Source organism: Nitrosospira sp. Nsp1 (genome assembly GCF_900100985.1).
In the GTDB taxonomy this organism is placed as follows: Bacteria; Pseudomonadota; Gammaproteobacteria; order Burkholderiales; family Nitrosomonadaceae; genus Nitrosospira.
Map to the genome: position 1 here is coordinate 66,228 of NZ_FMUF01000010.1, position 26,062 is coordinate 92,289.

Genomic DNA, 26,062 nt, shown 5'->3' on the forward strand with positions numbered 1-26,062 from the left:
GCCGGCTGGCCGCACCGATTTTCAGTGATCATGGGATGCGCCTGCCTTGCCGAGTTCGGATTTGATGACAAAGCTGTTGCCCGCCGCATACTGCTCCCCGGCGGAAAGCCCGCTAAGCACCTCCACCATCTTGCCATCGCTGCGGCCGAGCTTCAGCGGACGTGCTTCAAGATGCTCCCCGTAGCGGCCGAATACCACCGACCAGTCATTCAGTGTCTGGATGGCATCGACTGAAACCGCGACAGGCACTTGAATTTCTTCGGCCACCAGTTCCGCGGTGACAAACATGCCTGGGCGCCATCTGCCGTCCTTGTTATCCAGTATGATCCGCGCGGTGGCAGTGCGGGTCGCGGCACCGACAAGGGCGCTGATGTAGGAGATTTCACCTTCGCCCTCGACATCGATCGCCGTTGCTTTCACCTTCGCCTTCTGCCCGATCTTGAGTACATCCAGGTCTTTTGCATAAACCGTGATATGCGTCCATACCGTGGATACGTCGGCTATGGTGAAGATAGCCGTATCCTCCTTGAGCGTCTGGCCCTGGGCTATGGCTTTGGCGGTAATAAGGCCGGGAATCGGCGCCTGGATCTCATAGCGGGACAGATCGCGCTCCTGATGAATTGCCTCAGGCCGCACGCCAAGCGTACGTAATTTGGATAAAGCGAGATCGGAGGCGATCTCGGCTTCGGCCAGCGCCTGCTGGGCGGTGAGATAATCCTGCTTTGCGGAGATTTTTTCCTCCCACAACTGCTTCTCGCGTTCAAATGTGATCCGTGCCAGCCCCAGCCGTTTTCGCGCCGCGAAGAGCTGGCTGCGTAAATCCGCCAGCATCATGCTTTCGATGACTGCGAGCACCTCGCCTTTCTGCACATGCTGGCCATGATGCCGATAGACGGCATCCACGATGCCCGGCAACCGGGGTACGACCTGCACGATGGTATGCTCATCGAATACGATCTCGCCGGGCAGCTTGAGTGTCAGCCTGAGCGTCGCTGGCCCGGCAGTGCGTATTTCGACGCCGATGCCTTTCAGCATTTCGTCCGGCATTGCTACCCTTGCTTCGACCTGGCTGTAGCCCCAGCGAAACGTTTCACCGTCGTGCTCGGCAGCAATCGCCATATCAAACGAGTGAGGTTCCTCCACTACCTGGTCGCCCAGCAGATAGTCGGCCTCAGGCTTGAAGTTGAATATCTGCGCCGGCGCACCCAGCCGGGATAGCGTGACCGTCACTTTCGCGGCAGCGGGTGGAAGAGGTTTCCCGTTTTCATAGAGGTAGAGGCGCAATTGCGGCGGCACCCCTTTTTCAAAAATGGTGACCTCTACGCCGAATCCATCCTTGATAAACAGTTTTCCTCCCTTGCGACCTTTGCCGGGTTCTTGTCCGGTTCGTTTTTCCGTTGCGGGGTGATCATGGTCCTCGTGAGCGCCGGAGGCGGCAGCTTCATCATGGATCTCATGCAGGGTATCGTGAGAAGGAGCCTTGTCCCATATAAGGATTAACCCACCCAGCACGACCCCTGTTGCAATGACAGCTGCAATCGATATCCTTTGACGCTTGTTCACAATGCGCTCCTCGAATTCCCATTTGTGCCATTTGCATTATGGCCGTTGATGACAGCGGGATTCATCGCTTCATCAATGGGCGCTGCAATTACACGTTCGATTTCATTGACCAGGCGGTGGTAATTCGCGAGCGCGCGCACGTAAAGAATTCTGTTCTGGAATAAAGTCCGTTGCGCATCCAGCACTTCAAGAAATCCAAATTTACCCAGCTCATAGCCTCTGTTGGTGACCTCGAACGCGCTTCTGGCCGCAGGCAGAATTTCGTCGCGCAATATCCCTACCTCGTTTTGTGCACTCGACAAAGCCTCATACGCTAGCGTGAGCTCGGCTTTAAGCCGCAGGTCGACGGCTGCCTGTTCGTCGATGGCCTTATCTACACGTTGATGCGCTTCGCGGACATTGCCTTGATTACGGTCGAAAAATGGCAACGGCATCATCAGGCTGACCACAGGCGTATTGCCCCCGAGCAGCGCGTGGTGAACGACACCCGCGTTCACGGTGAGATTCGGTATCTGCCGGGTCTGTTCCACCTCCAGCAGTGCTTTACGCTGCTCTATATTTTTCATGGCGCGAAGCGCTGCGGGGCTGCTGAGGACGCGTTCCGCGAGAACATCAAAGCTCGGCAGAGTGATCAATAATTCAAGATTTCCCAGCGCTCGGGTAAATCGGGGGGAAGCGTTTCCCCATAGCAACGTCAGCCGTTTGCGCGCCGATGCCAGATCACGCTGCGCTTGCTCAAGCTCGATCCGCGTGGTGGATAGTGTCACTCCCGCCCTGGTCTCCTCGATGGGAGGCACCTTGCCGGTCTGAACACGCTTTCCGGTCGTACTGACTACCCCCTGCGCCAGTTGCAGGTTATCCTCGGCAAGTCGCACACGTTCTTGTCCGGCCAGCACTTCCGTGAAGGTATTTGCTATCCGGGCGATAAGTTCCACCCGTCTTGTTTCGTAGTCTTTACCTGCCAGTTCTTCACCAAGCAGCGCCGCGTTGACTCGAGCCGCGCGTTTCCCGCCGAGCTCGATCAACTGGCTGATGCGGATAGTCGTGATTTGTTGCACAACCTCTTGCGTAACCGCCTTTTGCGAGTTGACATCGCCCTGAAGCGGTTGAATATTTCCGACATTTTCGATATTGATCAATAACTCGGGGTTTCGCAGCAACCCCGCTTGAAGCGTTGCGCCTTTCAGGGCACGCATCTCCTTGGCAAAAGAGGCCAGCTCGGGATTGCGCTGCAATGCAAGCAGCGCGGCGTCCCGTAACGTCAAATCGCCTTTTTCCTCAGGCTGGAGCGCATCGGGGAAGCGCGGATTTCTGTCGGGAATGACGCCGACAAAGGTATTTTCCGCAATTGCCGAAGAATGCCAGCTCAGTGCAAGAACAAGGCATCCAGCCAGCACGGAATATCGTGACGGCGCGAACGATACATCAAAGCTCATGAAAATCCTCCGCAAGGCTACGTAACCCGGATGTTTTATAAATTCGCGTGATGATTGCGCAGGATTTTGTTTTGTAGGGAGATTTTGTGAAAGAGTGGCGTAGTTATTCATACGCCCGACTGAACAAAATTTTCATACGAAACAAAAGACCAGCGAGGGTGCGCGTCAATTTATGAAACATCCGGGGTAGATATCAAACTCCGTAACCGGCGCTCCTATGAGTCAGCCGGTCCTTACGTAGATGAGAATGGGGCAAGTCCGCGCATGGCGCAGCGGCACAATGGGCACGAGGATAAAGGCCTCGAGTGTTCTCCCCGCGAGCCGGGTCCGCCCAAAGCAACGCCAGGGGGATACGCATGCTGAGACTTGCAGATTCAGCTTGCCAGGATGTTTCGGGGTGGATGCAGAGGTGACTCGGGAATGGATTCGGGAACGGTGGCAGAGACAAAGACTCCCAGAACTTCCATACCGGTGAAAGCGGGTACAGTTAAAGGAGCCGTAAAGAAAAAGGGCTGATACTGCCCTGCAGCGTGAAGACACAAATGAGTAGCGGCATCCAGGTGGCCCTCATCATTTATAGCCGCATGCTGATGGGCCTCGAGATGAGCTGTTGGATCGAGAGAAAGAACGTGATGCTCATGATCGAGCTCATGAGCGAAAACCTCGCCGTTAAACGCCCAGCTAAATGCGTTCGTCATCATAGTGACGAACAGTACAAGCATGACGGAGTGGATATGGCGTCGTGGGTTCATGGCTTCTTGGATTCTATACCCGGGAACGAATAATGCCAATAGCTGCTTTTTTTCTCGTTAGCACAGGCCAAGCTCAGGATTTCGCATAGGGAGCAATGAACTGCCCAAACAATTCAGCTGCTCTCATTCTCGGAAATGCGCGAGTTTGTGAACTATAGTGATATGAATGTTTGATCCATGAGCGCAGAGGTCATCAACACCGCGATGGCACTTTCCTGCTCTCTATCAATCAACCGAAGCAATAATCAAATAGTTATCTAATCAGGAGGAAACGACATGCCTCAATTGCTGGCCTCTGAATCCACCTCGTTTACGTTGGACAATATGGGGAGGTTCCTCTGCAACACCTTGCAGGAAGCAGTCGATAGCGCCGCACAGACCGTCGGTGGGCGCCAGCGCGACTTTGATGTGATTATCATTGGCGGCGGCACCTTCGGAGCGGTAATGGCGGAACATCTTTTTATTACCGACGCCACGCGCAGCCGCCGGATTCTCGTACTCGAAGCCGGGCCATTCGTAGTACCCGAGCACGTGCAAAACATGCCGTTTATGGGTGGAGCGCCCGATTTTCGTGTGCCCTGGGTAAATCATCCGGCGCTGAACTACCTCGGCCTGATCTTCGCTGTCGGAGGACGCTCGCTGACATGGGGCGGGTGGTCGCCCGAGATGCTCGATGAGGAGATGGCGGCATGGCCACCAGCGGTAAAAACAGCGCTGCGGCCGCCACTTCCTGCTGAGGGATATTTCGCACAGTCGAGCCGGCAGATTGGTGTAAAAGAAACTAACGACTTCATCTACGGACCGCTCCACATCGCGCTGCGCAAACAACTCCACGCCGGGCTCAACATGCCGGGCAATGAAACCGGCTTTACTTTCGCTCAACTCCTCGAGCATCCGGCGGTGCGCTACCCCGACCCCGGAGAACCGCCGCTGACCGCCGCGCTGCTTCGTGACTGGCTGGGCTTGCCCAGTACCGACACCACTCCCGAGGCAGTCCTGCACGAACTTTTCAAACTTGAAGCACCACTTGCGGTACAGTCGACAACTCTGCCCGGATTCTTTCCAACCAATAAATTCAGTGCGATCCCCGGCTTGATCAGCGCAGCAAGGTTGGCGAACAAAGAGGCGGACGGAGTAGGACCGGTGGCGGACGCACGCAAGCGGCTCATGATTGTGCCAAACTGCCACGTACAGGAACTCATCACCGAGACACAACCTGATAATTGGATACGCGTGACGGGCGCGCGTATCTGGCAGAATGGCGCATCACGGGATATTCTGCTCGCGCCGCCGCGAAATGGCCGGCAGAGTGCGTCGGTAATCGCGCTTGGGACGGTTGAAACCACGCGCGTGGCGTTGACTACCTTTCAGCAGTCGCTTGCGGGGCGCGCTGCACAGCGCATGGGTGAAAATCTCATTGCGCATCTGCGCACCAACCTCACCATACGGATACCGCGCGCGGCCATTGCGGCCAACTTGCCGGCTACGTTGATTCCCAGCCTCCAGGCATCGGCATTGCTCATCAAAGGCAAGGCGCCCAATAATCGGACTTATCATTTCCAGATCACCGCCTCGGGATTGGGCAAACTGGGCATCGATTCCGAAGCCGAGCTTTTCAAGAAAATCCCGGATCTGGAGCTCATCGAAGCGATGCGCCGCGCGAACGATGCGACCGTCGTCATCACCATCCGCGGCATCGGCGAAATGACGACTCGCAATCCGGACAGCTTCATCGATCTTTCGACGCAGGAAAGCGACTTTGGGCGCCCGAAGGCCGTTGTTCATCTGGGTAACGTCAAAGCCAGTCCACAGCAGTTTCCCGGCAGTGCACAGACCAACAACGATCGCGCCACATGGGATGCCATGGATGCGGTAGCCGATAAGATCGCGCTCATCTTTGCCGGTAATGAACCGTTCGAGATACTTCTCGCCAATCCTGACGGCGCCATTCCGATACCCTCTGGTACCCGGGTGCAGCGACTCGCCATGCTCGCCGCGTTCAAGAACCGCCGCGACGACTTGGGTACAACTCACCACGATGCGGGCACAATGCGCATGGGCGACAACATCGCAGACGCTGTAACCAATGATTTTGGCCGTATCCACGACACCACCAACTGCTACGTCGCCAGCCCTGCGCTCTTCCCCTCGCTGGGTTCACCCAACCCGATGCTCACGGGTGTCGCGCTGGGCCGTCGGACGGGAGATGTGCTTAATGGTAGCGTGCTCTTCGGGCCCGACCCGGTCATCAGTCCTCAGGATGAGACTGGCTTCCGCCCTCTCTTCGACGGCACGGCGGCAACATTCAAAAACTGGACTCTTGCCGGACCCGGCGGTGGTGGCATGCTTCACCTCAACGGCGAGATGGTCAGCTATGGCGATGGTGCGTTACGGCTGTTCTACTACTCTCAGGAAGCCTTTGGCGATTTCACGTTGCGCCTGCAGTTTCGCATCTTCGATGCCACGAATCACAACAGCGGTGTATTCATCCGCTTCCCGCGCCCGACGCTTGGCCTGACCGCAGCTCTCCAAAATCGCATCTCGCAGCAACCATCGCCCGAACCTTCCTTCGATGCGGGAAATTCCGCCTGGAAACCTGTGATTGCTGGTTTTGAGATCCAGATAGACGACAACGCCCGCGGGGATTCCGGCAAGGATTTTTATGGTATCAAGCCTGAGCCCGATGGTTTATTTAAAAACCGTACCGGCGCAATCTATAAAATTCAGGCTGGCGACAGGGTCTGGCACCTGAATTTCAATGAACCGGCCATGCAGAACTATACGCCCGGCCCCGCGCTCGTTCCTGCTGTCTGGTTTGAATATGAGATCGTCGCGCAGGGCAACGACTATACCGTCTTCCTCACCAACATCGAGACCGGGGAACGCAAGCAAACGACGAAATTCCACAATACTGACGCGGACCGCGGCCTATCCCCCGGATTCATCGGCATCCAGGCTTATGCGGGCAGCACAGTGGCCTGGCGCCATGTTCGCATCAAGACCGCGTAGCCCATACAGCAGAAAGCAGGGGGCATTATGAAATCCAAAGCAACGATTCAGTTCCTCAGGGATTGGCGCGAGTTCCAGCATGGCATGATCGAGCGCAGTGGACGGATCAAGGTCGAGTATGACATGCACCGGCTGCCGCATTGTTTCACGACATGGCACGGCGCCGGGCTCGGCGATATCACCGCATATATCCGCTTTCATCCTCGAGGAGAGATCGTCAGCGGCAGTGTGATTGCCCCGGTCCGAAATCAGGAAAGCCCGCCTGGCATGATTATCGGGCATGTGCCTGCGCCATTTGAAACCGCAGTGCCGGACGACGCTGCGCAGGCGGAGATCTGGTTCCACAATTTTTATCAGACCAGCACGCGTTGCGACGCTTGGGACAGCCGGTTCGGCTCCAATTACTGGTTCGAGATCGACGGTGCGCCGGCGCAGACCCCGATGCAGCCGGTCGCTTATCGCAGCGGTGCGATAACAAGTCCGGAGACGGTCAATGTGCTGGAGCATAGCGCTGTCAAGGTCAATGTCTTTCCACCACTGCCGGAAGGCGGCCCCCGCCAGGGCACAGATTTGCAAACGATGCTGAAGGTGACCGCATGGGTCAGGGAAACCACTTTCGGCGCCAACGCATGGATTGACGTTCATGTCTTTGACGATGGCGACAAGCTGATACATTCCGAAACGCTGACGCTGCCTTATAGCGGCTTTGGCCCGGTATTCCGTTATGAGTTCTCGGGCAAGGTCTATCAAGGTTCAACCGCCACCCCGGGATCGGTACAGCCCCGGCCCGATGCACGAAAAATCCAGTATCGCCTGTATTACGACATAAATTACCAGGTGTTCACTGACGGCATCCTGCATCAACTTCATCTATCCGAGGATGCCGACACTTCGGCGCATTCAGCCCATTCAGCCCATTCCCACAAGATGCCATATTGATGAATGGCTGGCAGCTATGACGAACCCATTTAACCAGGTTTGTTACCTGCTATCCATTTTTATAAAGATACTGTCAAATCTTGTCTTCCCCGCGAAAGCGGGAATCAAAAGGCCTTCTTCGAATTATTGCATGTCAATTACATAACCAGGAAACAGCCATGCCCGCTCTCATCCGCCTGATTACCGTTATACTCGCGCTAGTTGCCGCAACAGCCCACGCTGCCGATACCCCCGATACTTTGAATACGGCTGAAATAGAACAATTGACGGGTCTTAAAGGAACATACTCCAGCGAAGAAAATGTTTTCAAGGTATCCAAACCACGCACCGACGTAAAAATCAAGGTGGATAAATGGATGATGCCGCCATTCATGGGCTTGACCTCTTGGGTTGCTTTTGTCCCTGCCCAGGATGGGCAAGTGATGATGATGGGAGACACTGTTCTGTTCGAGGATGAGGTTAATCCAGCCATGAGCATGGCATTTGATTCGGGACTGGAAGTTACCGCTTTACACAATCACTTTTTCTTCGATGAACCGAAAATCTATTTCATGCATATTGGCGGCGTGGGTAGCGCCGCACAGCTTGCCGCGGGCGTAAAAAAGGTTTATGATAAAATTGTCGAAATTCGCGCTATACAACCTGTACCTGTGCCCGAGTTCCCTAAAGCAATCTCGAAGGAAAGCAGAATCTCCGCAGGGCCTCTCGAAACAATCTTGGGAATAAAGGGCATATCAAAAGATGGCATGTTCAAAATTACGGTTGGCCGTTCCGCTACCATGCATGGCGCGCAAGTCGGCAAGGAAATGGGTGTCAACACATGGGCAGCATTTGGGGGTACAGATAGCCAAGCGGTTGTTGATGGAGATTTCGCAATGCTGCCAGATGAAATGCAGGCTGTTCTAAAAATAATGCGGGCAGGCGACATCAATGTCGTCGCGATCCATCAACATATGACCCATGATCAGCCGCATTATTTATTCATGCACTACTGGGGCAAGGGCAACGCACAAGAATTGGCAAAAACGATCAGGAAGGCGCTGGATGCGAGTCGACGTGCTTCATGAATCTTGGGAACGTCAAATATAAGTCCCATTAGGCCGCCACGAGCGAGCAGTTGCATATGGATTACAATTCGCCAGATGAATTAGCGCTGATGGCACGGCTACGATATGTGCGCAAATTGGAGGGTTATCGATCAAAGCTCATGGAATCCGCATAGGAACTGCGCATTCTTTACGCCTGAATAGACTGGAGAGTCAGGAATTTTCCTCAACCCTTCCACAGCCGCTTTCTCCGCCTTTAGGCCCCCAGAATACAACCCACGTGCCAAAATCGCCGGAAAAATTCTCGAACCGGTGCTCAACATCGGCCGCTACAAACAGGCAATCGCCCGGTTCGAACGAATGACGATCATTGCCGATGACAAGCTCACCCGTGCCTTTATGGATGAAGTAAACCTCATCCTGTTCATGCGGTGTCTGGGGATCGAGGCCGATGGGTGCGTAATACTCGACCGACATGGTGCCATGAGCAAGCGCAACGGCGAATCGTTCACCCATGGGCCACTCTGCGGTAACGGGACCTGGAATGCGGGAAAATACTTCCTCAAACGTTGCTTTAACTTTCAATTGCCCTCCTCGCGGGCAGGCCGCGCTTAGTCATCCTTGGCAGGTTCGTCCGCGGAACTGCTCGGTATTTCCTGGAATCTGCCGGTAAGGGACGCAAGAAACTGGCTGTGGGTAGTCAGCACCTTATAAAGCGGGAACGCGAGCGCGCCAAAGATTATGCCCAGAAGCAGGCCTGCAAACGGCGCTAAAAGGAGAACAAGAAGCGCTTTCCCTATACCGCTGCTCTGAAAAGTGAAAAATGCGTTTACGGGGGAAAATAACGTATTGGCACAACAGAATGCCAGTGAATTGAACTTTACGAAGGAAACGAAGCTAAGTTGTACGAGATATCTGCTCATTTATTTCTCTGACAATGAATTGAGCCTTGCCGAAGCACGGCCGTTACTGCTTCATTGTATGAAATAATCCGGGCCTGCGTGAGATTTATTCAGGCTTTATTCAGAACCCGCGTAGCTCGGGGATATCTGGAACGCTTCCTGCCCTCGGCTCCGGTGCAACGAACGTGCGAATGCGAATACCGGTATTTCAGGCGCTGTCTCGCTCATTATGGCTGTTCCTCCTGCAGTGTGAAAACATTGTTAAGCCAGAAATAATTTCATTCAAGTTGACGCTCGACCAGCGAATGCTAGACTGAAACATGGAAGCGATAATTTATCGTCTTTCATCCTGCTCGGCTACCGGTCTTTTATACCCATGCATGACGGTAGAGGCTGAGCAGACCCCTATGACTTATACACTTAGCAAAGAATCGTTTATTGCCGAGGGAATCGTTATGGAACAGTCTGCCGTCACCCAGTTCAAGTTACCCAAGGACGTGATCGCGCTAGTGCCTATGCGCAACCTTGTAGTGTTTCCCCACGTATTGACGGCGATTACCGTTGGCCGGGCAAAGTCAATCGCCGCAGTGGAGCATGCTCTGCACTCAAACTGGCCGTTGGGTATCGTTCTGCAAAAGGACGCGGCCGTCGACGAGCCGGAGCTCGATGCCTTGTTCAACATGGGCACGATAATAAGCATCGTTCGCCACCTCACTTCGGCCGATGGGCTGCGTCACGCCGTATGCCAGGGGCTGGAGCGGTTCTGCATCGAAGAACTGGTCGAAGGTTATCCGTTTCTTGCCGCTCGTATACGGCGCATCGCCGAGCCAGCCGAAGTATCCACAGAGGCCGAGGCGCTGGCAATGCAGTTGCGTGAACGCACCGTGGAAATTCTCTCGCTCTTGCCCGGGGTGCCGGCAGAGCTTGCGCACGCGCTGCAAGCTACACGGGCACCATCGCATCTGGCGGATATTGCCGCGAGCCTGCTCGATGCCGAAGTCGGTGAGAAGCAGATGCTGCTCGAGACCTTGAGTACGGAAGAGCGGCTGAAAAAAGTGCTTCAGATCTTGTCGCGCCGCATCGAGGTGCTCAGGCTCTCGCAGGAGATCGGTGAGCGGACGAAAGAGCAATTGGTGGATCGCGAGCGCAAATTCCTGTTGCGTGAGCAATTAAAGACGATCCAGAAGGAACTGGGTGAAACTGAAGGCAACGACCAGGAGATCACCGAACTGGATGAGGCTATCGCCAAGGCCGGCATGCCGGATGAAATCGAGACCCAGGCGCGCAAGGAGCTGCAACGACTGCAACGCATGCCTTCCGCCTCAAGCGAATATTCGATGCTTCACATTTATCTTGAGTGGATGACCGAGTTGCCTTGGCGGCTTCCGGCCGACATGCCGATCGACCTGAATGCAGCGCGCGCGATCCTGGAAGCCGATCACTTCGGGCTTGAGCGCGTCAAGCAGCGCGTTGTCGAGTTCCTGGCGGTACAAAAGCTGAAGCCTCAGGGGCGCGCGCCGATTCTTTGTTTTGTCGGCCCGCCGGGGGTGGGCAAGACTTCCCTCGGTCAGAGCATCGCGCGGGCGCTGCAGCGGCCGTTTGTTCGTGTATCCTTGGGTGGCGTGCATGACGAGGCGGAAATGCGCGGTCACCGCCGCACATACATTGGCGCTATGCCGGGTAATATCGTGCAGAGTCTGCGCAAGGCCAAAGCACGCAATTGCGTGATGATGCTTGACGAGGTAGACAAGATGTCAGCCAGTCTTCACGGAGACCCATCGGCCGCACTGCTGGAGGTGCTGGACCCGGAACAAAATTCGACTTTTCGGGATAATTATCTCGGCGTACCTTTTGACTTGAGCCGCGTCGTCTTTATTGCGACGGCGAATGTAATTGATAACGTGCCGCCCCCGGTGCGCGATCGAATGGAGATTATCGACATCCCCGGCTATACCCGGGAGGAAAAACTTCAGATCGCGCTACGTTACCTGGTGGCTCGCCAATGCGAGGGCAACGGCCTGACCGAAGGGCAGTGTGAAATAACGGTCGAGGCGTTGAATAGCATCATTGCGAATTACACTCGTGAGGCCGGCGTACGCCAATTCGAACGCGAGATCGGGCGTGTGATGCGTCATGCGGCCATGCGGGTTGCCGATGGTGCGCAGCTCAGGGTGCGTGTCGATATCGCAGATCTGGATGGTATCCTGGGCCCTGCCAAATATGAGCATGAGATCGGTTTGCGCGCCAGCCTGCCGGGTGTGGCTACCGGCCTTGCATGGACGCCGGCAGGTGGCGATATTCTTTTCATCGAAGCGACGCGAGTCAGTGGGCGCGGCCAACTGATTCTGACAGGGCAGCTTGGCGGGGTCATGAAAGAGAGTGCTCAGGCCGCGCTCACCCTGGTAAAGGCGCTCGCGGGCGATTTGCATATTCCGGCGTCAATGTTTGACGGCGTGGACGTTCATGTGCACGTGCCGGCGGGAGCCATCCCGAAAGACGGCCCCAGCGCCGGGGTAGCCATGTTTATAGCGCTCGCTTCGCTTTTTACCGACCGGCCGATAAATCACGACGTGGCAATGACCGGGGAGATCAGTTTGCGCGGAATGGTATTGCCCGTGGGGGGAATCAAGGAGAAGGTGCTTGCGGCTCAGCGTGCGGGTCTGCGCGCGGTACTACTGCCGGCGCGTAATGAAAAGGATTTGCGGGATGTGCCCGAAGCGACGCGCGCCACGCTGGAATTCGTTTTCCTGGAAACGGTGGATGACGCAATTCAGGCGGCGCTGGGTCAACGGGGCGCCAGTCGCGCCGCCTCCGAATTCAAGCTGATATAAAAAGTTTCTGAACCACCCGCCTTCGAGTCCATGCATGTGATTCAAGGATTCCCGGGCTTGCTGTGCGGCATTCGCGTCATCTAAAAAATAACTAGCCCGTTTCGAGCCCGACATCGAACGTTGTCGCGTACCCCTTTCCGGTTTCCAGAAGCGTAAGCATCAGCTGGTCTCCTCCTTCGCGGAATATGCTGTCGCCCTCATTTCTCGTTCTCGGCAGGTAGACCCCTTTTCTTGCATATGCCTGCTGCCGTGCATACACCAGGTCCGTAATCGAATCGTTGAAGTAGAGCTGCGACGTAAACTCGTGGGCCCGTGCATATTTCACGTCGGCACGTATTTTGAAATGAATATGAACCGTTCTGCCGGGATACCAGCCGGGGTAAATCGTGAGAAATCGTACGCTGCCGCTTGTATCCGTCACTTGATAGCCGCGCAGGAATTTCTTGCCGACGGTGTTGAAGCTGCTATCCGTCACATCGGAATAGATCCCCTGGGCATCACAATGCCAAATATCCACAGAAGCGCCCGCAAGGGGCTTGCAGTCGATTCCATTGCCGGCCTTCGTACCTGTGCCGGTGGCAAAAACACGAATCTCAAGTGCGAGTGGCAGCCCTTCTTTTATCGATCCATCCGAAGGATCGGATCGAATATCCGAACGATGCAAATGCTCATCGACGAAGTAGGGACCTTCGGTCTGCTGAGGAGTGAGGATACATGAGAGGGTCCTGCGTACCGACTCGCTGGCGTTCGCGGATGAATATCCGCTGAGCCTGTTAATGCCGGCTGCGCCGATCAAAGTGAGCATTTTCCGTCGATTCATGAATGATTCCTCGCAACTGCCGGAATTCATGCTTTCTCCCATAAATTGGTAGACCGTGGCACCAGCGTTGTTGTCGGTCAACTACTTTGATAGCGCTGCTGCCTTCGAGTTCATGAAATCGATTTAATTTCGCCAATGGAGGTTATGAGGTCGGCGTAATTTCCGCCACAGCAGCTTTATTGCCGTGTTTGTGGAACGAGAGCCTGCTTGTTAAATTGTTTTTTACCGAGGGCCATTCATGCTGGAGTATCGAATAGACAACCGTATCACGAACCGAACCGTCACGCATTATCTGGTGATTGCGTAAAATCCCGTCCTGCTTCGCTCCCAGTCGCTCAATTGCCGTTCTTGAAGCCTGGTTGAAAAAATGTGTCCTGAACTCTACCGCGATGGCTTTTTTTTGCTCAAAGACATGTTCCAGCAGCAACAGCTTGCTTTCGGTATTTACTCCTGTTTTACAGGCGGATTTTGCGTACCAGGTATAGCCAAGCATCGGCCGCCTGTTCTTTTCGTCCACGTTATAGAAGCGCGTGGTTCCCACTATCCTGTTCGCATCATTAAGCCGAACCGCAAATGCGATATCCCCGTTCCTGGCATTTTCAATGGCTTTAGCCACATAATTGCCGATTTGGGCAGGGGAGGGCACGTTGGCAAACCAGAGCTTCCACAACTCTCCATCCATTACCGCTGCCCTTAACGGATCGATGTGATTAATTTCAAGCGGGTCAAGGGTTACAAGCGCCCCCTTGAGCTGGATAGGTTCAAGCCAGCTCATTATTGCATGCGTTCATATTGCCTTTCACTGTGTACCGTATCAATCTCCATCGTTCACGCCTGGGATCTGTTCAGCGGCTTTCCTAAAACATGGGCTTTTTTTTGGCTGCGTTATAGCGTTTTACACCGTTCGCGATTTCCGCTTTTGCTTCTTTGACACCAACCCAGCCATTTACCTTGACCCACTTGTTTGGTTCCAGATCCTTGTAATGAGCGAAAAAATGTGCAATTTGTGAACGAATCAGCTCAGGTAAATCATCATGGGATTTTTTTTTGCGGTAGAGGCTGCATAGCTTGTCAACAGGCACGGCTAATACTTTGGCGTCTTCACCGGCTTCATCGGTCATTTCCAACATTCCCAGGGCCCTGCATCGCACGACCACGCCAGAAATAAGCGGAACCGGCGAGATTACCAGCACATCCACCGGATCTCCATCGTCCGATAGCGTATGGGGAATATAACCATAGTTGCATGGGTAGTGCATCGACGTTGACATGAAGCGATCCACGAACATTGCACCGGTTTCCTTGTCAACTTCGTACTTGATAGGATCGGCGTTCATTGGTATTTCTATGATGACGTTGAAATCGTTGGGCACGTCACGGCCTGAACCAACCCGGTCGAGATTCATTTGCGTTCCTGTTACTGATGGCTGAAAAGCGGCTATTATAACTATGAGTAGCCAGATTAACCCAGAAACCTCTGAATAAGCTTCCGTGTAGTTAAATGACGGGCAATTGAGCAGATAAGCTCGGAATATTCATGGATTCCCTAATTCCATCCTATCGGGCACCAATATGCTGTTCAATTTAGGCCTCATGGCGATGGCTGGGTATGCCGTTTTCGCGGCGGCAATTTTTTTTGTGCAGCCGCGTTTTATCTATTATCCGGATTCCGGGCGAAGCATTGCCGGAACACCAGATGACCTGGGGCTTGCCTACGAGTCAGTGGAGATCACTGCCGCTGACGGCGAAATCCTGCGGGGCTGGTTTGTACCAGCCCCGGCTGCAACCGCAACGGTTTTGTTCATGCATGGCAACGCCGGAAGCATTTCGCACCGCCTGGACTATCTGCCGATGTTTTACCGGCTCGGTTACAATACATTCATTTTCGATTATCGCGGTTACGGCGAAAGTAGCGGAACGCCATCAGAGGCTGGCACCTATCTTGACGCTCAGGTCGCCTGGCAATACCTCATCGAAAAAAAAGCTTTGTCGCCTGATAGTATCGTCTTATTCGGGGAATCCCTCGGTGGCGCGATAGCGGCATGGCTCGCAACACAGGAAAAGCCGGCTCTGCTGGTGCTGGCTTCCGCGTTTACTTCGGTACCCGACATGGCCGCGAAAATGTACCCGTTTTTGCCTGTACGGCTGCTGTCCCGTTTCGAGTACAACACGATTGATTACTTGCGAAACGTTACCTGCCCGGTATTTGTCGCGCATAGTCCGGAGGATGAAATCGTGCCGTTTGCGCATGGTCAGGCGCTATACCAGGCAGCGCCCGATCCAAAGCAATTTCTGGAACTGCAAGGCGGCCACAATAATGGCTTCATTTACATGCGAGACGATTGGGTGAAAGTGTTGAATGAATTTATCGATAGGTACGTGCCTCCACGCTGAAGCGTCGGCGCTTCGACGAACTCATATGGTCCCTGATCACAGATCATGCTGGTAATCGCTCATCGCGGATATCACGAGGCGGTTCCCGAAAACACCATGGCTGCTTTCGAAGCGGCGGTGGCGGTAGGCGCGAACGGCATTGAAACCGACGTGCGCATCAGTCGTGATGGTTTGCCGGTGCTGATTCATGATCGTATTATTGCATCCGGACAAGCGGTGGCGGAGTTGATCCGAAGTGACATCGAACGAATCGCAGGGCATCAGGTACCCACTCTGGATGAAGCGCTGGAACACTTTCCCGGCATCTTGTGGAATGTCGAGATCAAGGCAATGAAGGCGCTATCCGCCGTGATTAGCGTTATCAAAAAGCATCAGGCTGGCCATCGTATTATCGTCACGTCTTTTCGCCATGACCTGGTGGCGATCTGTGCGTCGTCGCTCAAGGTCAATTGCGGCCTTTTGCTGGCGCATCGGCCGCGAACGCTGAGTTCATTGCTGGCAGACTTGAACGACAATGGCAATCCCAGGATCAATCATATCGTATGGGATTATGATGTGCTGGACGGCGATCTATTGAAGCAGGCGTCTTTGGATGGCTTCCGCAATTTCGTTTATGGTCCCGTCACCAAAGCCGAGCACGACGATTGCCGGGAACTGGGCGTGGATGGGGTGATTACCGATTATCCGCTTCTGGTGCAAAATGCGTAGTGGCAAAAAAAAGACTTGGGGATTACGCATGCTATAAATCACCCTGTTGACTTCAGGTAACGCAGGGTAGAGCGATGGCTTATTTGACGATTTTGATGATCTGGCCAGCGGCGGGCTCTCCCTCGGGATACTGGCCGTTGAGCAAGCGCAGGTAACTTTCGGCGTTAACCCCAAGGGGAGATTCTTTGGCCAGCTCAGCATAACTCAAGCCATTGGCAGCTTTAATGGTTCTGATCTCAAGTGCCCTGGCAGACTTTTTTTCCGTATCGGTAAGTGCGCGAAAACTTCCGATGGTACTGGAGATGGCATCCCGGTAGCGGGCGAACGCCGCGGGGGAGTCGCCTCGTCCCGCGACAAGATATGCCTTGTCTTCGTAATAAATCACGGCCGCCTTGAAGGGGCGCTCGCCCTGCGCAATGGGCGTTACGACAGCTACTGGCAGGCCATTACTGGTCATCGATAGAATTTCCGCAGGGGATTCAGGGCGAAAGCGTTCCTGGGCAAGATCGGCTGGCGCCCCGCGTTGGTCACCCAGAGGTCCTAACACCACCATGGCCTCCCCGTCGGGACTCACCGCAACCACTTCATCCGGTTTATTCCGGATACGCCAGCCGGACGGGAAAGATAACGTGAAACCCATTTGCTTATGTTGAAACGTGTTTCCTCGCACGACCCCCTGGCTGGCGGCATCGCCGAAAATCATGCCCTCGGTCTGGTGCAGGAATTCTGCGCGGTGATCATCGAGTTTTCCCGGCTGGGCATATCGATTCGCTTCGCCAACCACCTCCTGCAATCGCGTGTCGTTGTCGGGGTGGGTGGCGAAAATACCATGATAACGGCGTGGCTCGCGTCCTTCCTGCTTCGCGGCTTCGATATCGAACAGCTCTTGATTTTTGAGCACGGAAATGACTTTGATCATCGCCTGCGGATCGTAACCGCTTCGCGCAAGATACTCCGCACCCAGACGGTCCGCCTCCAGTTCATGGTTGCGGCCGTAGCCTGAAAGCAGAGCACTGCCGGTAACCCCGAGAAGGCTTTGAACGCCTTGTGCCAATTGTCCACCAAGTTGCGGCATGAATATGCCTGCTGCCAGGCCGCCAATGGCGGCGGCAACATTGGCTGCAGTGGCAGCGCTATATTGCTGCACGCTGTGGCGTGCCGTAACATGGCCAATCTCATGCCCTAGCACGGCGGCAAGTTCCGCTTCGGAATTAAGATAAGCCAGGATGCCCCGTGTGACGTAGATATGACCGCCGGGCAGGGCAAAGGCGTTTACCTCGGGGCTGTCCACGACCGTGAAATGATAATCGAGCTGGGGGCGATGGCTTTTACTGGCGAGCTTCTGCCCAATCTCGTTAACATAATTTTGCAAAGCCGGCAGATCGTCATAAATATCATATGTCTTGCTTATCTCGGTAGCGGCTTGCCGCCCCTCGCGCATCTCATCGGCTTCCGACATGAGCGTGAAATTCCGGTTGCCCGTAACCGGATTTACCGCGCAACCAGAGAACTGAAGCAGGCAGCCGAGCGCGAGGGTCAATTGAAACGCGGTTACGATCCTCATCGTATTATTTTGATTAACCGCTGAAAATAAAAGAGCGTAGGGAAACGAAAAAGAGCAGCGTGAAGCTGCTCTTTTTCTGCCTGTTCTATTTCAGCAGATACCTGATGATTGATTTTAAGCCGCTGGTTGCTTTTCGACCTTTTTTCCATATTTCTGGCGAAATTTTTCTACTCGCCCGGCAGTATCAACAATTTTTTGCTTGCCGGTATAGAAAGGATGGCAGACCGAGCATACTTCGATATGCAAAGGCTTGCCCATGGTGGAGCGAGTCTGGAATATGTTACCGCAACTACAGGTAACGGTGATTTCCTGGTAGTTTGGATGAATGTTTGCTTTCATGGCGTAGTCCTTGAGCTGAGCTGTGCCCGGTCGGCAGTAGATAGCTGCGGAGCAGGAAAAACTCTTATTATCTTATAATCCGGGGAGAGGTTGCAACAATGTATTCCATTAGGCGCGGTTTTTGTTCCGGGAATACTATACCCGACGCATGGAATCGAAGAAATCCGCGTTATTTTTCGTGGCCTTGATCTTGTCGAGCAAGAATTCCATTGCTTCCATGTCGTCCATCGGGTAGAGCAATTTGCGCAGCACCCAGATTTTCTGTAATACATCCGGTTTGATGAGCAATTCTTCCTTGCGGGTGCCGGAGCGGTTTACGTTGATGGCGGGGTAAGTGCGTTTTTCCGCCATGCGTCGGTCAAGATGGATTTCCATGTTGCCGGTACCCTTGAATTCTTCATAGATCACATCGTCCATGCGCGAGCCCGTATCCACCAGGGCGGTGGCGATGATGGTAAGGGAGCCGCCTTCTTCAATGTTGCGTGCGGCCCCAAAGAAACGCTTGGGGCGTTGCAATGCATTGGCATCGACGCCACCGGTCAATACCTTGCCGGAAGCAGGAACCACGGTATTGTAAGCGCGCGCCAGTCGCGTGATGGAATCCAGCAGTATCACCACATCTTTCTTGTGTTCGACCAGCCGCTTGGCTTTTTCGATCACCATGTCGGCCACTTGCACGTGACGTACCGCAGGCTCGTCGAAAGTGGAGGAAACCACCTCACCCCTGACCGAGCGGATCATCTCCGTTACTTCCTCGGGACGCTCGTCTATCAGCAATACCATCAGGATGACGTCGGGGTGATTGGCCGCGATCGCATGAGCGATATGCTGAAGCATGACCGTTTTTCCCGACTTGGGGCTCGCTACCAGCAGGCCGCGCTGGCCTTTCCCGATGGGAGCAATGAGATCGATGATGCGACTGGTAACGTTTTCTTCGGCCTTGATGTCACGTTCGAGCAGTAGTCGCTCGGTGGGGAATAGCGGGGTGAGGTTTTCAAACAGAATCTTGTGCTTGGAATTTTCCGGCGGTTCGCTGTTGACCTTGTCAACCTTGACCAGGGCAAAATAGCGTTCGCCATCCTTGGGAGTGCGAATTTCGCCCTCTATGGAATCACCGGTGTGCAGGTTGAAGCGCCTTATCTGGCTGGGGGAGACATAAATATCATCGGGTCCGGCCAGATATGAGGTATCCGGAGATCGCAGGAAGCCGAAGCCATCCTGGAGCACTTCCAGGGTGCCTTCGCCGTAGATGCTCTCCCCCTTACGAGCCTGGTTTTTCAGTAAGGCGAAAATCAGGTCCTGTTTTCGCAGCCGGTTGGCGCCGTCAATTTCGTTGGCGATAGCCATTTCCACCAGTTCGGTGACGTGGAAGTTCTTAAGGTCGGATAGGTGCATTGAGCGGAACTCGTGGGTGAAGAACAGGGGCGTAAAGCGTCAGGACGCGTTGGAAAAAACTGATGGGGCAGAGCGAGAATTAGAAGCGGTAGATCGAATAGGATTCCGCTTGGGGAGGCGGTTATTTACAAGATTAGCGATTTTAGATATGGCTGTCAATAAAAGCGGTAAGCTGGGACTTTGATAGTGCACCAACCTTGGTTGCCTCGATATTGCCGTTTTTGAAAAGCATAAGCGTGGGAATGCCACGGATGCCATATTTTGGCGGGGTAGCCTGATTTTCGTCAATATTCAGTTTTGCCACTTTCAGCCGATCTCCATATTCCTTGGCCACTTCATCCAGGATCGGCGCGATCATCTTGCAGGGTCCGCACCACTCAGCCCAGTAGTCAACCAGCACCGGCACGGCGGATTGCAGTACTTCGGCTTCAAATGTCCCATCGGAAATATAAAGGATATGCTGGCTCATGTGACTTTCTCGTCCAAGTTAAATATATGCGGCTAATGACTACGGCAGGCAGGGCCAAACGACACCGATGCGATAATGCTGAAAATGAAGAAGCTGCAGTTCAGTCAGGGGTCTGTGGCAATATCAGAAATTATATATCGCTTCTTTTCCGGATGCTTTGCTTTTGTATTTTTTATATGCTATCGAAAAAATGCAGGAAAGGGAAGCAGCTTTTTCAAGAAAGACGGGCTTGAGTTGAATTCGCATTATATCACAGTAGAACTGAGCAAGTTCGGTATCGGCGTCAATCGTAATTTCAACCGCCGTGTTTCAGGCCTTGGCGGGCTTGCTCCATGAATCCCGCAGCGTAACCGCTCGATTGAACACCGGTTTTCCGGGTTTCGAGCTCTCACGGTCGGCGATGAAGTAGCCGTGGCGTTCGAATTGAAAACGGTCTTCCGGTTCAGCCTGGCCGAGTGCCGGTTCTACATAGGCATTGATAATTTTCTTCGAATGGGGGTTCAGAAAAGCCTTGTAATCCTGCCCCCCCGCGTCGGGCTGGACATGGGAAAACAGACGGTCATAAACCCGCACTTCGGCCTGTCGCGCATGGTTTGCTGAAAGCCAATGTATGTTGCCCTTCACCTTGCGCTTATCCGCGCCTGCGGTGCCGCTCCTGGTGTCGGGATCATAAGTGCAGTGAATTTCGATGACTTCCCCGGCGGCGTCTTTCACGACATTCACGCATTTTACGATATAAGCATAACGCAACCGCACTTCCGCGCCAGGCGAGAGGCGGAAGTAGCCCTTCGATGGTGTTTCCATGAAGTCGCTGCGCTCGATATAGATGATTTTCGACAGGGGCACGATGCGGTTTCCCCACTCCGGCTTTTGCGGATGGTTGGGCGCCACGCAATCCTCCTCGCTGTTTTCCGGATAATTATCGATAACGACCTTTAGCGGTTCCAGGACAGCCAGTCGCCGGTGAGCACGTTCATTCAAGTCTTCACGAAGACAATCTTCCAGCATACCCAGTTCTATCCATGAATCGGCCTTGCTGACACCGATACGCTCGGCAAAAAGGCGGATGGATTCGGGCGTGTAGCCCCGGCGTCGTACCCCCGCCAGTGTATTCATGCGCGGGTCATCCCAGCCATCGACGACCCCCCCCTCAACCAATTCGATCAGCTTGCGCTTGCTCATGACGGTATAGGTGAGATTCAATCGCGCAAATTCGATTTGCTGCGGGTGGCAGGGAACGATATCCGCCAATTGATCCAATACCCAATCATAGAGTGGACGGTGATCTTCGAATTCCAGCGTGCAAAGCGAGTGAGTGATTTTCTCCAGCGCATCGGAAAGGCAATGCGTGTAATCGTACATCGGGTAAATGCACCATTTATCGCCGGTGCGGTGATGATGAACATGGCGGATGCGATATATAACCGGGTCGCGCAGGTTGATGTTGGGAGACGTCATGTCGATTTTGGCGCGCAAAACATGCGTCCCATCCGTAAACTCCCCTGCTTTCATCCGTCGAAACAAGTCAAGATTTTCTTCAGTGGCGCGTTCACGATAAGGGCTATTCTCGCCAGCCTCGGTCAGTGTTCCGCGTAGTGCACGGATTTCCTCGGCAGTAAGGCTGTCTATATACGCTTTGCCTCGCTTGATGAGGTGCTCGGCAAACTCGTAAAGCTTATCGAAATAGTCGGAGGCGTAATGGAGGTGCTTGCCCCAGCTGAAGCCCAGCCATTCAACCGAATCAAGTATTGAATCGACATATTCCTGCTCCTCTTTTTCAGGATTGGTGTCGTCAAAGCGCAAATGACATATACCGTTATAATCACGGGCAAGGCCAAAATTCAGGCAAATGCTTTTGGCATGGCCGATGTGCAGGTAGCCATTCGGTTCAGGCGGAAAACGGGTTTCTACGCGTCCGTTCCATTTACCCGTCCTGTTATCTTCTTCGATGATATTACGGATGAAGTTGGAAACGGGCAGCGCCGCGGGCCCGGTTGCAGGGTTATCTTTCAAAATTAGCCTCTCATGTCATTCATTATGCTTAGCCTGGGTTCACCTATTATAGAGAGATTGGCGCATTACGCTAAATCCGATAAAAACCCTTCACGCCGATTAATGCGCAAGCTGTAGCGCAGGCCGGAAAAATTTGCACTACACTGGGTTAATATGAAGCCGCTCACTTTTTCTATTCTGCGCCTGTTGAGCGATAACGAATTCCATTCGGGCGCTGCCATTGCACAAACCCTGGGTGTTTCCCGGGCCAGCGTGTCCAACGCGCTACGAGACGTGGATGAAGCCGGTCTGACGGTACACAGGGTTCACGGTCGTGGCTATCGCCTGCTCGACCCGGTGCAATGGCTGGAACGGGGGGCTATTCTGAAGCATCTCGGCAGCGAGGCAGGCAATTTCGACCTTGAGGTGATGGATAGCATCGACTCGACCAACACTTTTTTGCTCCATGAAGCTTCGAGAGGGATAAATTGCGGCAGGGCCGGTATTCATGTGGTTGCGGCAGAATTGCAAACCAGCGGACGTGGACGGCGCGGACGGCAATGGCATTCGGGTTTGGGCGGCAGCCTTGCTTTTTCGATGTCATGGCAATTTCAGCAGGGTGCCAGCTTCCTGTCCGGCCTGAGCCTCGCGATTGGAGTGGCGATCATACGCACGCTCGAGTCCGCGGGAATCGAGGGCGCGGTACTCAAGTGGCCCAACGACGTCATGTACAACCTGTGCAAGCTTGCAGGCATACTCATCGAATTGCACGGCGATATGCTGGGTCCCTCCGCTGCCGTCATTGGCGTGGGCGTAAACCTGAAGCTGTCGGATAATATACAAGCGCGTATAGACCAGGGGGTGACGGACGTGTACTCGATTACCGGTAAAATGCCTGACCGCAATGAATTATTGGCTGCGCTGTTGATTGATCTCGCAGCCGCGTTGAGAGAGTTTGAGCGCCGAGGCTTTGCGCCATTCAAGGAAGAATGGGTGAGTCGCCATCTTTGCGAAAACAAGATTGTCAAACTTCGCTTCCCCGACGGCTCAAGTCAGGAGGGCACCGTCCATGGTGTGGCGGATGACGGATCGTTGCTGCTGCAAACCTCGGCAGGTATTCGTAGCTACAGCGGTGGCGAGATTACGCTATGCAGAATAGCCTGAAGCCGATTTTGCTGGCAGTTGATTCCGGCAACACCCATATCAAGTGGGGACTGTACGACGGGAGCAACCGGCTGAAACAAGGAGTCGTGGCACAAGGAAAAAAGGCGCTGCTGAAGCGAGAATGGGGGGTTCTGGAGGAACCCTCGCGTATCATGGTATCCCATGTTGCCGACGCGCAGGCCGGGAGCGATCTGTCCGAGCTGTTTGTCCGATGGAAAACCCAACCGGAATGGGTCCATGCGGTTGCTTACCAGTGCGGCGTGCGCAACTACTATGCGGACCCCACCCAACTCGGCAGTGATCGCTGGGCGGCCCTGATTGGCGCATGGGAATCGGAACGGCAAGGATGCCTGGTTGTGGATGCCGGAACCGCAATGACGGTTGACGCTCTTACCGACACAGGTGAATTTCTTGGCGGCATTATTACTCCGGGTATTGATCTGATGCAGCAAATACTGATGAGGGATATCGTATCCCTGAAATCCGGAGAGGGGAAATTTTGCGATTACCCCGACAGCACCGCGGACGCCATATGCAGCGGCGCGATGCATGCAATGGCCGGCGCCATCGAGCGGATGGCCGTGACGCTCGCAGGTACCCTGGGTCGCGTGCCTGACTGTATTTTATGCGGGGGCTCAGCGCAGCGGCTGCTGCCGCAACTTAACGTCAATGCCAAAGTGATGGATAATCTGGTATTGCAAGGCCTTCTGGCAATCGCCCAGGAGAACTCGCAAGCACCGCTGTAAATTCAGCTTTTATCCGCAGCAAGTTGGAAACCTCTGAACAGGTTTCGTCCTTTCAATGCGATTGTCGGTCCGTTCGTATCCTTGTGGACTTGTTTAGAGGCTATTTGGAAATTTTGTTTTTAGCTGTCTGCATTTACTCTTTTGGTTGAAATATGTCCGTTTTTCAGCATGCAACGTTTTACACCACTGTCAATCAGTTGAGCCATTTGCCGTCACCCAACGGGGTGGAGATAGCCTTTGCCGGGCGGTCGAATGCGGGCAAATCCAGCGCAATCAACGCGCTGGCTACTCGGGGCCGCCTTGCTTTCGTCAGCAAAACGCCCGGACGCACTCAGCATTTGAATTTTTTTCAGCTGGGGGGCGACCGTTTTCTGGTGGACCTCCCCGGATATGGCTACGCCAAAGTACCCATCGATGTGCGGCGGCATTGGGAACACCTGCTCAGCACTTATCTCCAGACGCGGGAATCGCTCTGTGGAATGGTACTTATCATGGATGTGCGGCACCCGTTGACCCCGCTTGACCGCCAGATGCTGGTCTGGTTCGCGTCAACAGGAAAACCGGTGCATGTGCTGCTCACGAAATCGGATAAGCTGACCAGACAGCAGGCAGAGAAAATACTCAAAGAGGTGCTGGCTTATTTACGCGAAGCTTATCCGCAATGCAGCGTGCAGTTATTTTCCAGTAAAACCAGGGAAGGGGTGAAAGACGCCACGGCCTTGCTAGGCACGTGGCTGGGATTGGAAGCTGATTCGATTCGGGAATCGAATGCTGTTCCGAAGCAAAAAATAAAAAACCCCCGGTTAAAGGGGAATAAAACCGGGGGCAAACATACCTTAATAGGGATTAAGGTACCCGCTCAGGGAGGAAAAGCGGGAGACAATTAAGCAACGTCTGCAAGTAAGACGCAGAATTCGAGTACAAGTTCCCGGTTTTTCATTTTTTATCAATTTTCTTTTTTTAGGTAGACCAATGCCAGTTTTAAACCAGTTTCCACAGAAGAGGATGCGGCGCATGCGTCGCGACGAATTTTCTCGTCGCCTGATGCGGGAGAATCGTCTGCATCCGGACGACCTGATTTATCCGGTATTTGTACTGGATGGAGAAAATCGGGAGGAGACCGTATCCTCGATGCCGGGTGTTGTGCGGCAAAGCCTGGATGTGCTGATGCATCGAGCGGAAAAATGCCTGCGGCTCGGCATACCGGCTATCGCGATATTCCCGGTTATCGAGCCCGGTCTCAAGAATCTCACCGCCTCGGAAGCCTTCAATCCCGCAGGGCTCGTGCCACGGGTAGTAAGGGAGCTGAAGAAGGAATTTCCGGAGCTGGGCGTTATTACCGATGTTGCACTCGACCCCTATACCAGCCATGGCCAGGATGGGTTGATCGATGCCCATGGCTATGTGATGAACGATGAAACCGTCACCGTGCTGGCACAGCAGGCGCTGATGCATGCCCAGGCCGGTGCGGACATAGTGGCACCCTCCGACATGATGGATGGGCGCATTGCAGCGATCCGGGAGGCGCTTGAAGGTCAGAAGTGTACTCATACCCGTATTCTTGCTTATTCCGCAAAATATGCTTCCGCTTTTTACGGCCCTTTTCGCGATGCAGTGGGCTCAGCCGCCAATCTGGGCGCGGGTAACAAGTATACATATCAGATGGATCCGGCCAATTCAGACGAGGCGCTGTGGGAGGTAGGTCTGGATCTGGAAGAAGGCGCCGATATGGTGATGATAAAGCCTGGTTTGCCTTATCTGGATATCGTGCGCCGCGTGAAGGATCGGTTTGGCGTTCCTACTTTTGTCTACCAGGTAAGCGGTGAATATGCCATGCTCAAGGCTGCTGCGCAAAACGGCTGGCTTGACGAAAGAACTTGCGTTCTTGAATCGTTATTGGCTTTCAAGCGTGCCGGCGCTGACGGCATCCTGACCTATTACGCCCTCGATGCGGCGGAGTGGCTGAGCAGCATCAAGTAGGTCGGGCTCCGCC

At 54.0% G+C, this 26,062-nt stretch carries 24 protein-coding genes; 11 read left to right on the top strand and 13 right to left on the bottom strand.

Annotation, left to right across the window (positions count from 1 at the left end; all coding sequences use genetic code 11):
* Nucleotides 1–21: 21 nt before the first annotated feature.
* The 3 genes from BLP78_RS08195 to BLP78_RS08205 all read right to left on the bottom strand — a co-directional run bounded on the left by BLP78_RS08195 (nucleotide 22) and on the right by BLP78_RS08205 (nucleotide 3,751).
* The gene (locus BLP78_RS08195; RefSeq protein ID WP_176752821.1) at nucleotides 22–1,563 is read right to left on the bottom strand and encodes an efflux RND transporter periplasmic adaptor subunit; all 1,542 of its coding nucleotides are present in this window, start codon (nucleotides 1,561–1,563) and stop codon (nucleotides 22–24) included.
* On the bottom strand, nucleotides 1,560–2,999 hold the full coding sequence (locus BLP78_RS08200) for a TolC family protein (protein WP_090458312.1): 1,440 nt from the start codon (nucleotides 2,997–2,999) through the stop codon (nucleotides 1,560–1,562). The genes BLP78_RS08195 and BLP78_RS08200 overlap by 4 nt, the downstream gene beginning before the upstream one ends.
* A gap of 374 nt (nucleotides 3,000–3,373) precedes the next feature.
* Nucleotides 3,374–3,751 (bottom strand): hypothetical protein, encoded by a 378-nt coding sequence (locus BLP78_RS08205; protein ID WP_082204643.1) that lies wholly within the window; start codon nucleotides 3,749–3,751, stop codon nucleotides 3,374–3,376.
* Nucleotides 3,752–4,027: 276 nt separating this feature from the next.
* On the opposite strand from BLP78_RS08205, the gene BLP78_RS08210 reads away from it, so the two are divergent.
* The 3 genes from BLP78_RS08210 (at nucleotide 4,028) to BLP78_RS08220 (ending at nucleotide 8,766) form a co-directional block, all read left to right on the top strand.
* The gene (locus BLP78_RS08210; protein ID WP_090458313.1) at nucleotides 4,028–6,760 is read left to right on the top strand and encodes a 3-keto-alpha-glucoside-1,2-lyase-like domain-containing protein; all 2,733 of its coding nucleotides are present in this window, start codon (nucleotides 4,028–4,030) and stop codon (nucleotides 6,758–6,760) included.
* A 27-nt stretch (nucleotides 6,761–6,787) separates the two neighbouring features.
* On the top strand, nucleotides 6,788–7,699 hold the full coding sequence (locus BLP78_RS08215; protein ID WP_090458315.1) for a DUF6209 family protein: 912 nt from the start codon (nucleotides 6,788–6,790) through the stop codon (nucleotides 7,697–7,699).
* Between the two features lie 158 nt (nucleotides 7,700–7,857).
* Nucleotides 7,858–8,766: a DUF1259 domain-containing protein gene (locus tag BLP78_RS08220; RefSeq protein ID WP_090458317.1), complete on the top strand. Its 909-nt coding sequence runs from the start codon at nucleotides 7,858–7,860 to the stop codon at nucleotides 8,764–8,766.
* 192 nt (nucleotides 8,767–8,958) lie between these two features.
* Here BLP78_RS08220 and BLP78_RS08225 read toward each other — a convergent pair whose 3' ends face one another.
* Both BLP78_RS08225 and BLP78_RS08230 read right to left on the bottom strand, forming a co-directional pair.
* Nucleotides 8,959–9,330, bottom strand: a complete 372-nt coding sequence (locus tag BLP78_RS08225) for a cupin domain-containing protein (protein WP_090458319.1) — start codon at nucleotides 9,328–9,330, stop codon at nucleotides 8,959–8,961.
* 26 nt (nucleotides 9,331–9,356) lie between these two features.
* Nucleotides 9,357–9,668: a hypothetical protein gene (locus tag BLP78_RS08230; protein WP_090458321.1), complete on the bottom strand. Its 312-nt coding sequence runs from the start codon at nucleotides 9,666–9,668 to the stop codon at nucleotides 9,357–9,359.
* Nucleotides 9,669–10,054: 386 nt separating this feature from the next.
* On the opposite strand from BLP78_RS08230, the gene lon reads away from it, so the two are divergent.
* On the top strand, nucleotides 10,055–12,478 hold the full coding sequence (gene lon, locus BLP78_RS08235; RefSeq protein ID WP_256330173.1) for an endopeptidase La: 2,424 nt from the start codon (nucleotides 10,055–10,057) through the stop codon (nucleotides 12,476–12,478).
* A 91-nt stretch (nucleotides 12,479–12,569) separates the two neighbouring features.
* On the opposite strand, the gene BLP78_RS08240 is transcribed toward lon, so the two are convergent.
* The 3 genes from BLP78_RS08240 to ppa form a co-directional block, all read right to left on the bottom strand.
* On the bottom strand, nucleotides 12,570–13,298 hold the full coding sequence (locus tag BLP78_RS08240; RefSeq protein ID WP_256330174.1) for an intradiol ring-cleavage dioxygenase: 729 nt from the start codon (nucleotides 13,296–13,298) through the stop codon (nucleotides 12,570–12,572).
* A gap of 142 nt (nucleotides 13,299–13,440) precedes the next feature.
* Nucleotides 13,441–14,073: a GNAT family N-acetyltransferase gene (locus BLP78_RS08245; protein ID WP_090458324.1), complete on the bottom strand. Its 633-nt coding sequence runs from the start codon at nucleotides 14,071–14,073 to the stop codon at nucleotides 13,441–13,443.
* Nucleotides 14,074–14,155: 82 nt separating this feature from the next.
* Entirely contained in the window at nucleotides 14,156–14,704 is a 549-nt protein-coding gene (gene ppa / locus BLP78_RS08250) for an inorganic diphosphatase (protein WP_090458326.1), read from the bottom strand.
* Nucleotides 14,705–14,870: 166 nt separating this feature from the next.
* On the opposite strand from ppa, the gene BLP78_RS08255 reads away from it, so the two are divergent.
* Both BLP78_RS08255 and BLP78_RS08260 read left to right on the top strand, forming a co-directional pair.
* Nucleotides 14,871–15,692: an alpha/beta hydrolase gene (locus BLP78_RS08255; RefSeq protein WP_090458327.1), complete on the top strand. Its 822-nt coding sequence runs from the start codon at nucleotides 14,871–14,873 to the stop codon at nucleotides 15,690–15,692.
* Nucleotides 15,693–15,737: 45 nt separating this feature from the next.
* Nucleotides 15,738–16,400 carry a glycerophosphodiester phosphodiesterase gene (locus tag BLP78_RS08260; RefSeq protein WP_090458329.1) on the top strand — a complete coding sequence of 221 codons (663 nt, stop codon included), beginning with the start codon at nucleotides 15,738–15,740 and terminating at the stop codon, nucleotides 16,398–16,400.
* A gap of 79 nt (nucleotides 16,401–16,479) precedes the next feature.
* On the opposite strand, the gene BLP78_RS08265 is transcribed toward BLP78_RS08260, so the two are convergent.
* The 4 genes from BLP78_RS08265 to trxA all read right to left on the bottom strand — a co-directional run bounded on the left by BLP78_RS08265 (nucleotide 16,480) and on the right by trxA (nucleotide 20,167).
* Entirely contained in the window at nucleotides 16,480–17,964 is a 1,485-nt protein-coding gene (locus BLP78_RS08265; RefSeq protein WP_256330175.1) for a M48 family metalloprotease, read from the bottom strand.
* 114 nt (nucleotides 17,965–18,078) lie between these two features.
* Entirely contained in the window at nucleotides 18,079–18,303 is a 225-nt protein-coding gene (rpmE, locus tag BLP78_RS08270) for a 50S ribosomal protein L31 (protein WP_090458330.1), read from the bottom strand.
* A 135-nt stretch (nucleotides 18,304–18,438) separates the two neighbouring features.
* Complete coding sequence (gene rho, locus BLP78_RS08275) at nucleotides 18,439–19,698, bottom strand: transcription termination factor Rho (RefSeq protein ID WP_025041073.1); 1,260 nt, start codon at nucleotides 19,696–19,698, stop codon at nucleotides 18,439–18,441.
* Nucleotides 19,699–19,840: 142 nt separating this feature from the next.
* On the bottom strand, nucleotides 19,841–20,167 hold the full coding sequence (gene trxA, locus BLP78_RS08280) for a thioredoxin TrxA (protein ID WP_025041072.1): 327 nt from the start codon (nucleotides 20,165–20,167) through the stop codon (nucleotides 19,841–19,843).
* Between the two features lie 75 nt (nucleotides 20,168–20,242).
* On the opposite strand from trxA, the gene BLP78_RS08285 reads away from it, so the two are divergent.
* On the top strand, nucleotides 20,243–20,503 hold the full coding sequence (locus BLP78_RS08285; RefSeq protein WP_090458332.1) for a hypothetical protein: 261 nt from the start codon (nucleotides 20,243–20,245) through the stop codon (nucleotides 20,501–20,503).
* On the opposite strand, the gene BLP78_RS08290 is transcribed toward BLP78_RS08285, so the two are convergent.
* Complete coding sequence (locus tag BLP78_RS08290) at nucleotides 20,477–22,180, bottom strand: glutamine--tRNA ligase/YqeY domain fusion protein (protein ID WP_090458334.1); 1,704 nt, start codon at nucleotides 22,178–22,180, stop codon at nucleotides 20,477–20,479. The genes BLP78_RS08285 and BLP78_RS08290 overlap by 27 nt on opposite strands.
* 153 nt (nucleotides 22,181–22,333) lie before the next feature.
* Here BLP78_RS08290 and BLP78_RS08295 point away from each other — a divergent pair, with 153 nt between their 5' ends.
* The 4 genes from BLP78_RS08295 to hemB all read left to right on the top strand — a co-directional run bounded on the left by BLP78_RS08295 (nucleotide 22,334) and on the right by hemB (nucleotide 26,049).
* A complete protein-coding gene (locus tag BLP78_RS08295; RefSeq protein ID WP_090458336.1) occupies nucleotides 22,334–23,323 on the top strand; it encodes a biotin--[acetyl-CoA-carboxylase] ligase in 990 nt (329 codons plus the stop codon).
* On the top strand, nucleotides 23,308–24,069 hold the full coding sequence (locus BLP78_RS08300) for a type III pantothenate kinase (RefSeq protein ID WP_256330176.1): 762 nt from the start codon (nucleotides 23,308–23,310) through the stop codon (nucleotides 24,067–24,069). The genes BLP78_RS08295 and BLP78_RS08300 overlap by 16 nt, the downstream gene beginning before the upstream one ends.
* A 152-nt stretch (nucleotides 24,070–24,221) precedes the next feature.
* The gene (gene yihA / locus BLP78_RS08305; RefSeq protein ID WP_090458338.1) at nucleotides 24,222–24,956 is read left to right on the top strand and encodes a ribosome biogenesis GTP-binding protein YihA/YsxC; all 735 of its coding nucleotides are present in this window, start codon (nucleotides 24,222–24,224) and stop codon (nucleotides 24,954–24,956) included.
* Nucleotides 24,957–25,041: 85 nt separating this feature from the next.
* On the top strand, nucleotides 25,042–26,049 hold the full coding sequence (gene hemB, locus BLP78_RS08310; protein ID WP_090458340.1) for a porphobilinogen synthase: 1,008 nt from the start codon (nucleotides 25,042–25,044) through the stop codon (nucleotides 26,047–26,049).
* Nucleotides 26,050–26,062: the final 13 nt, after the last annotated feature.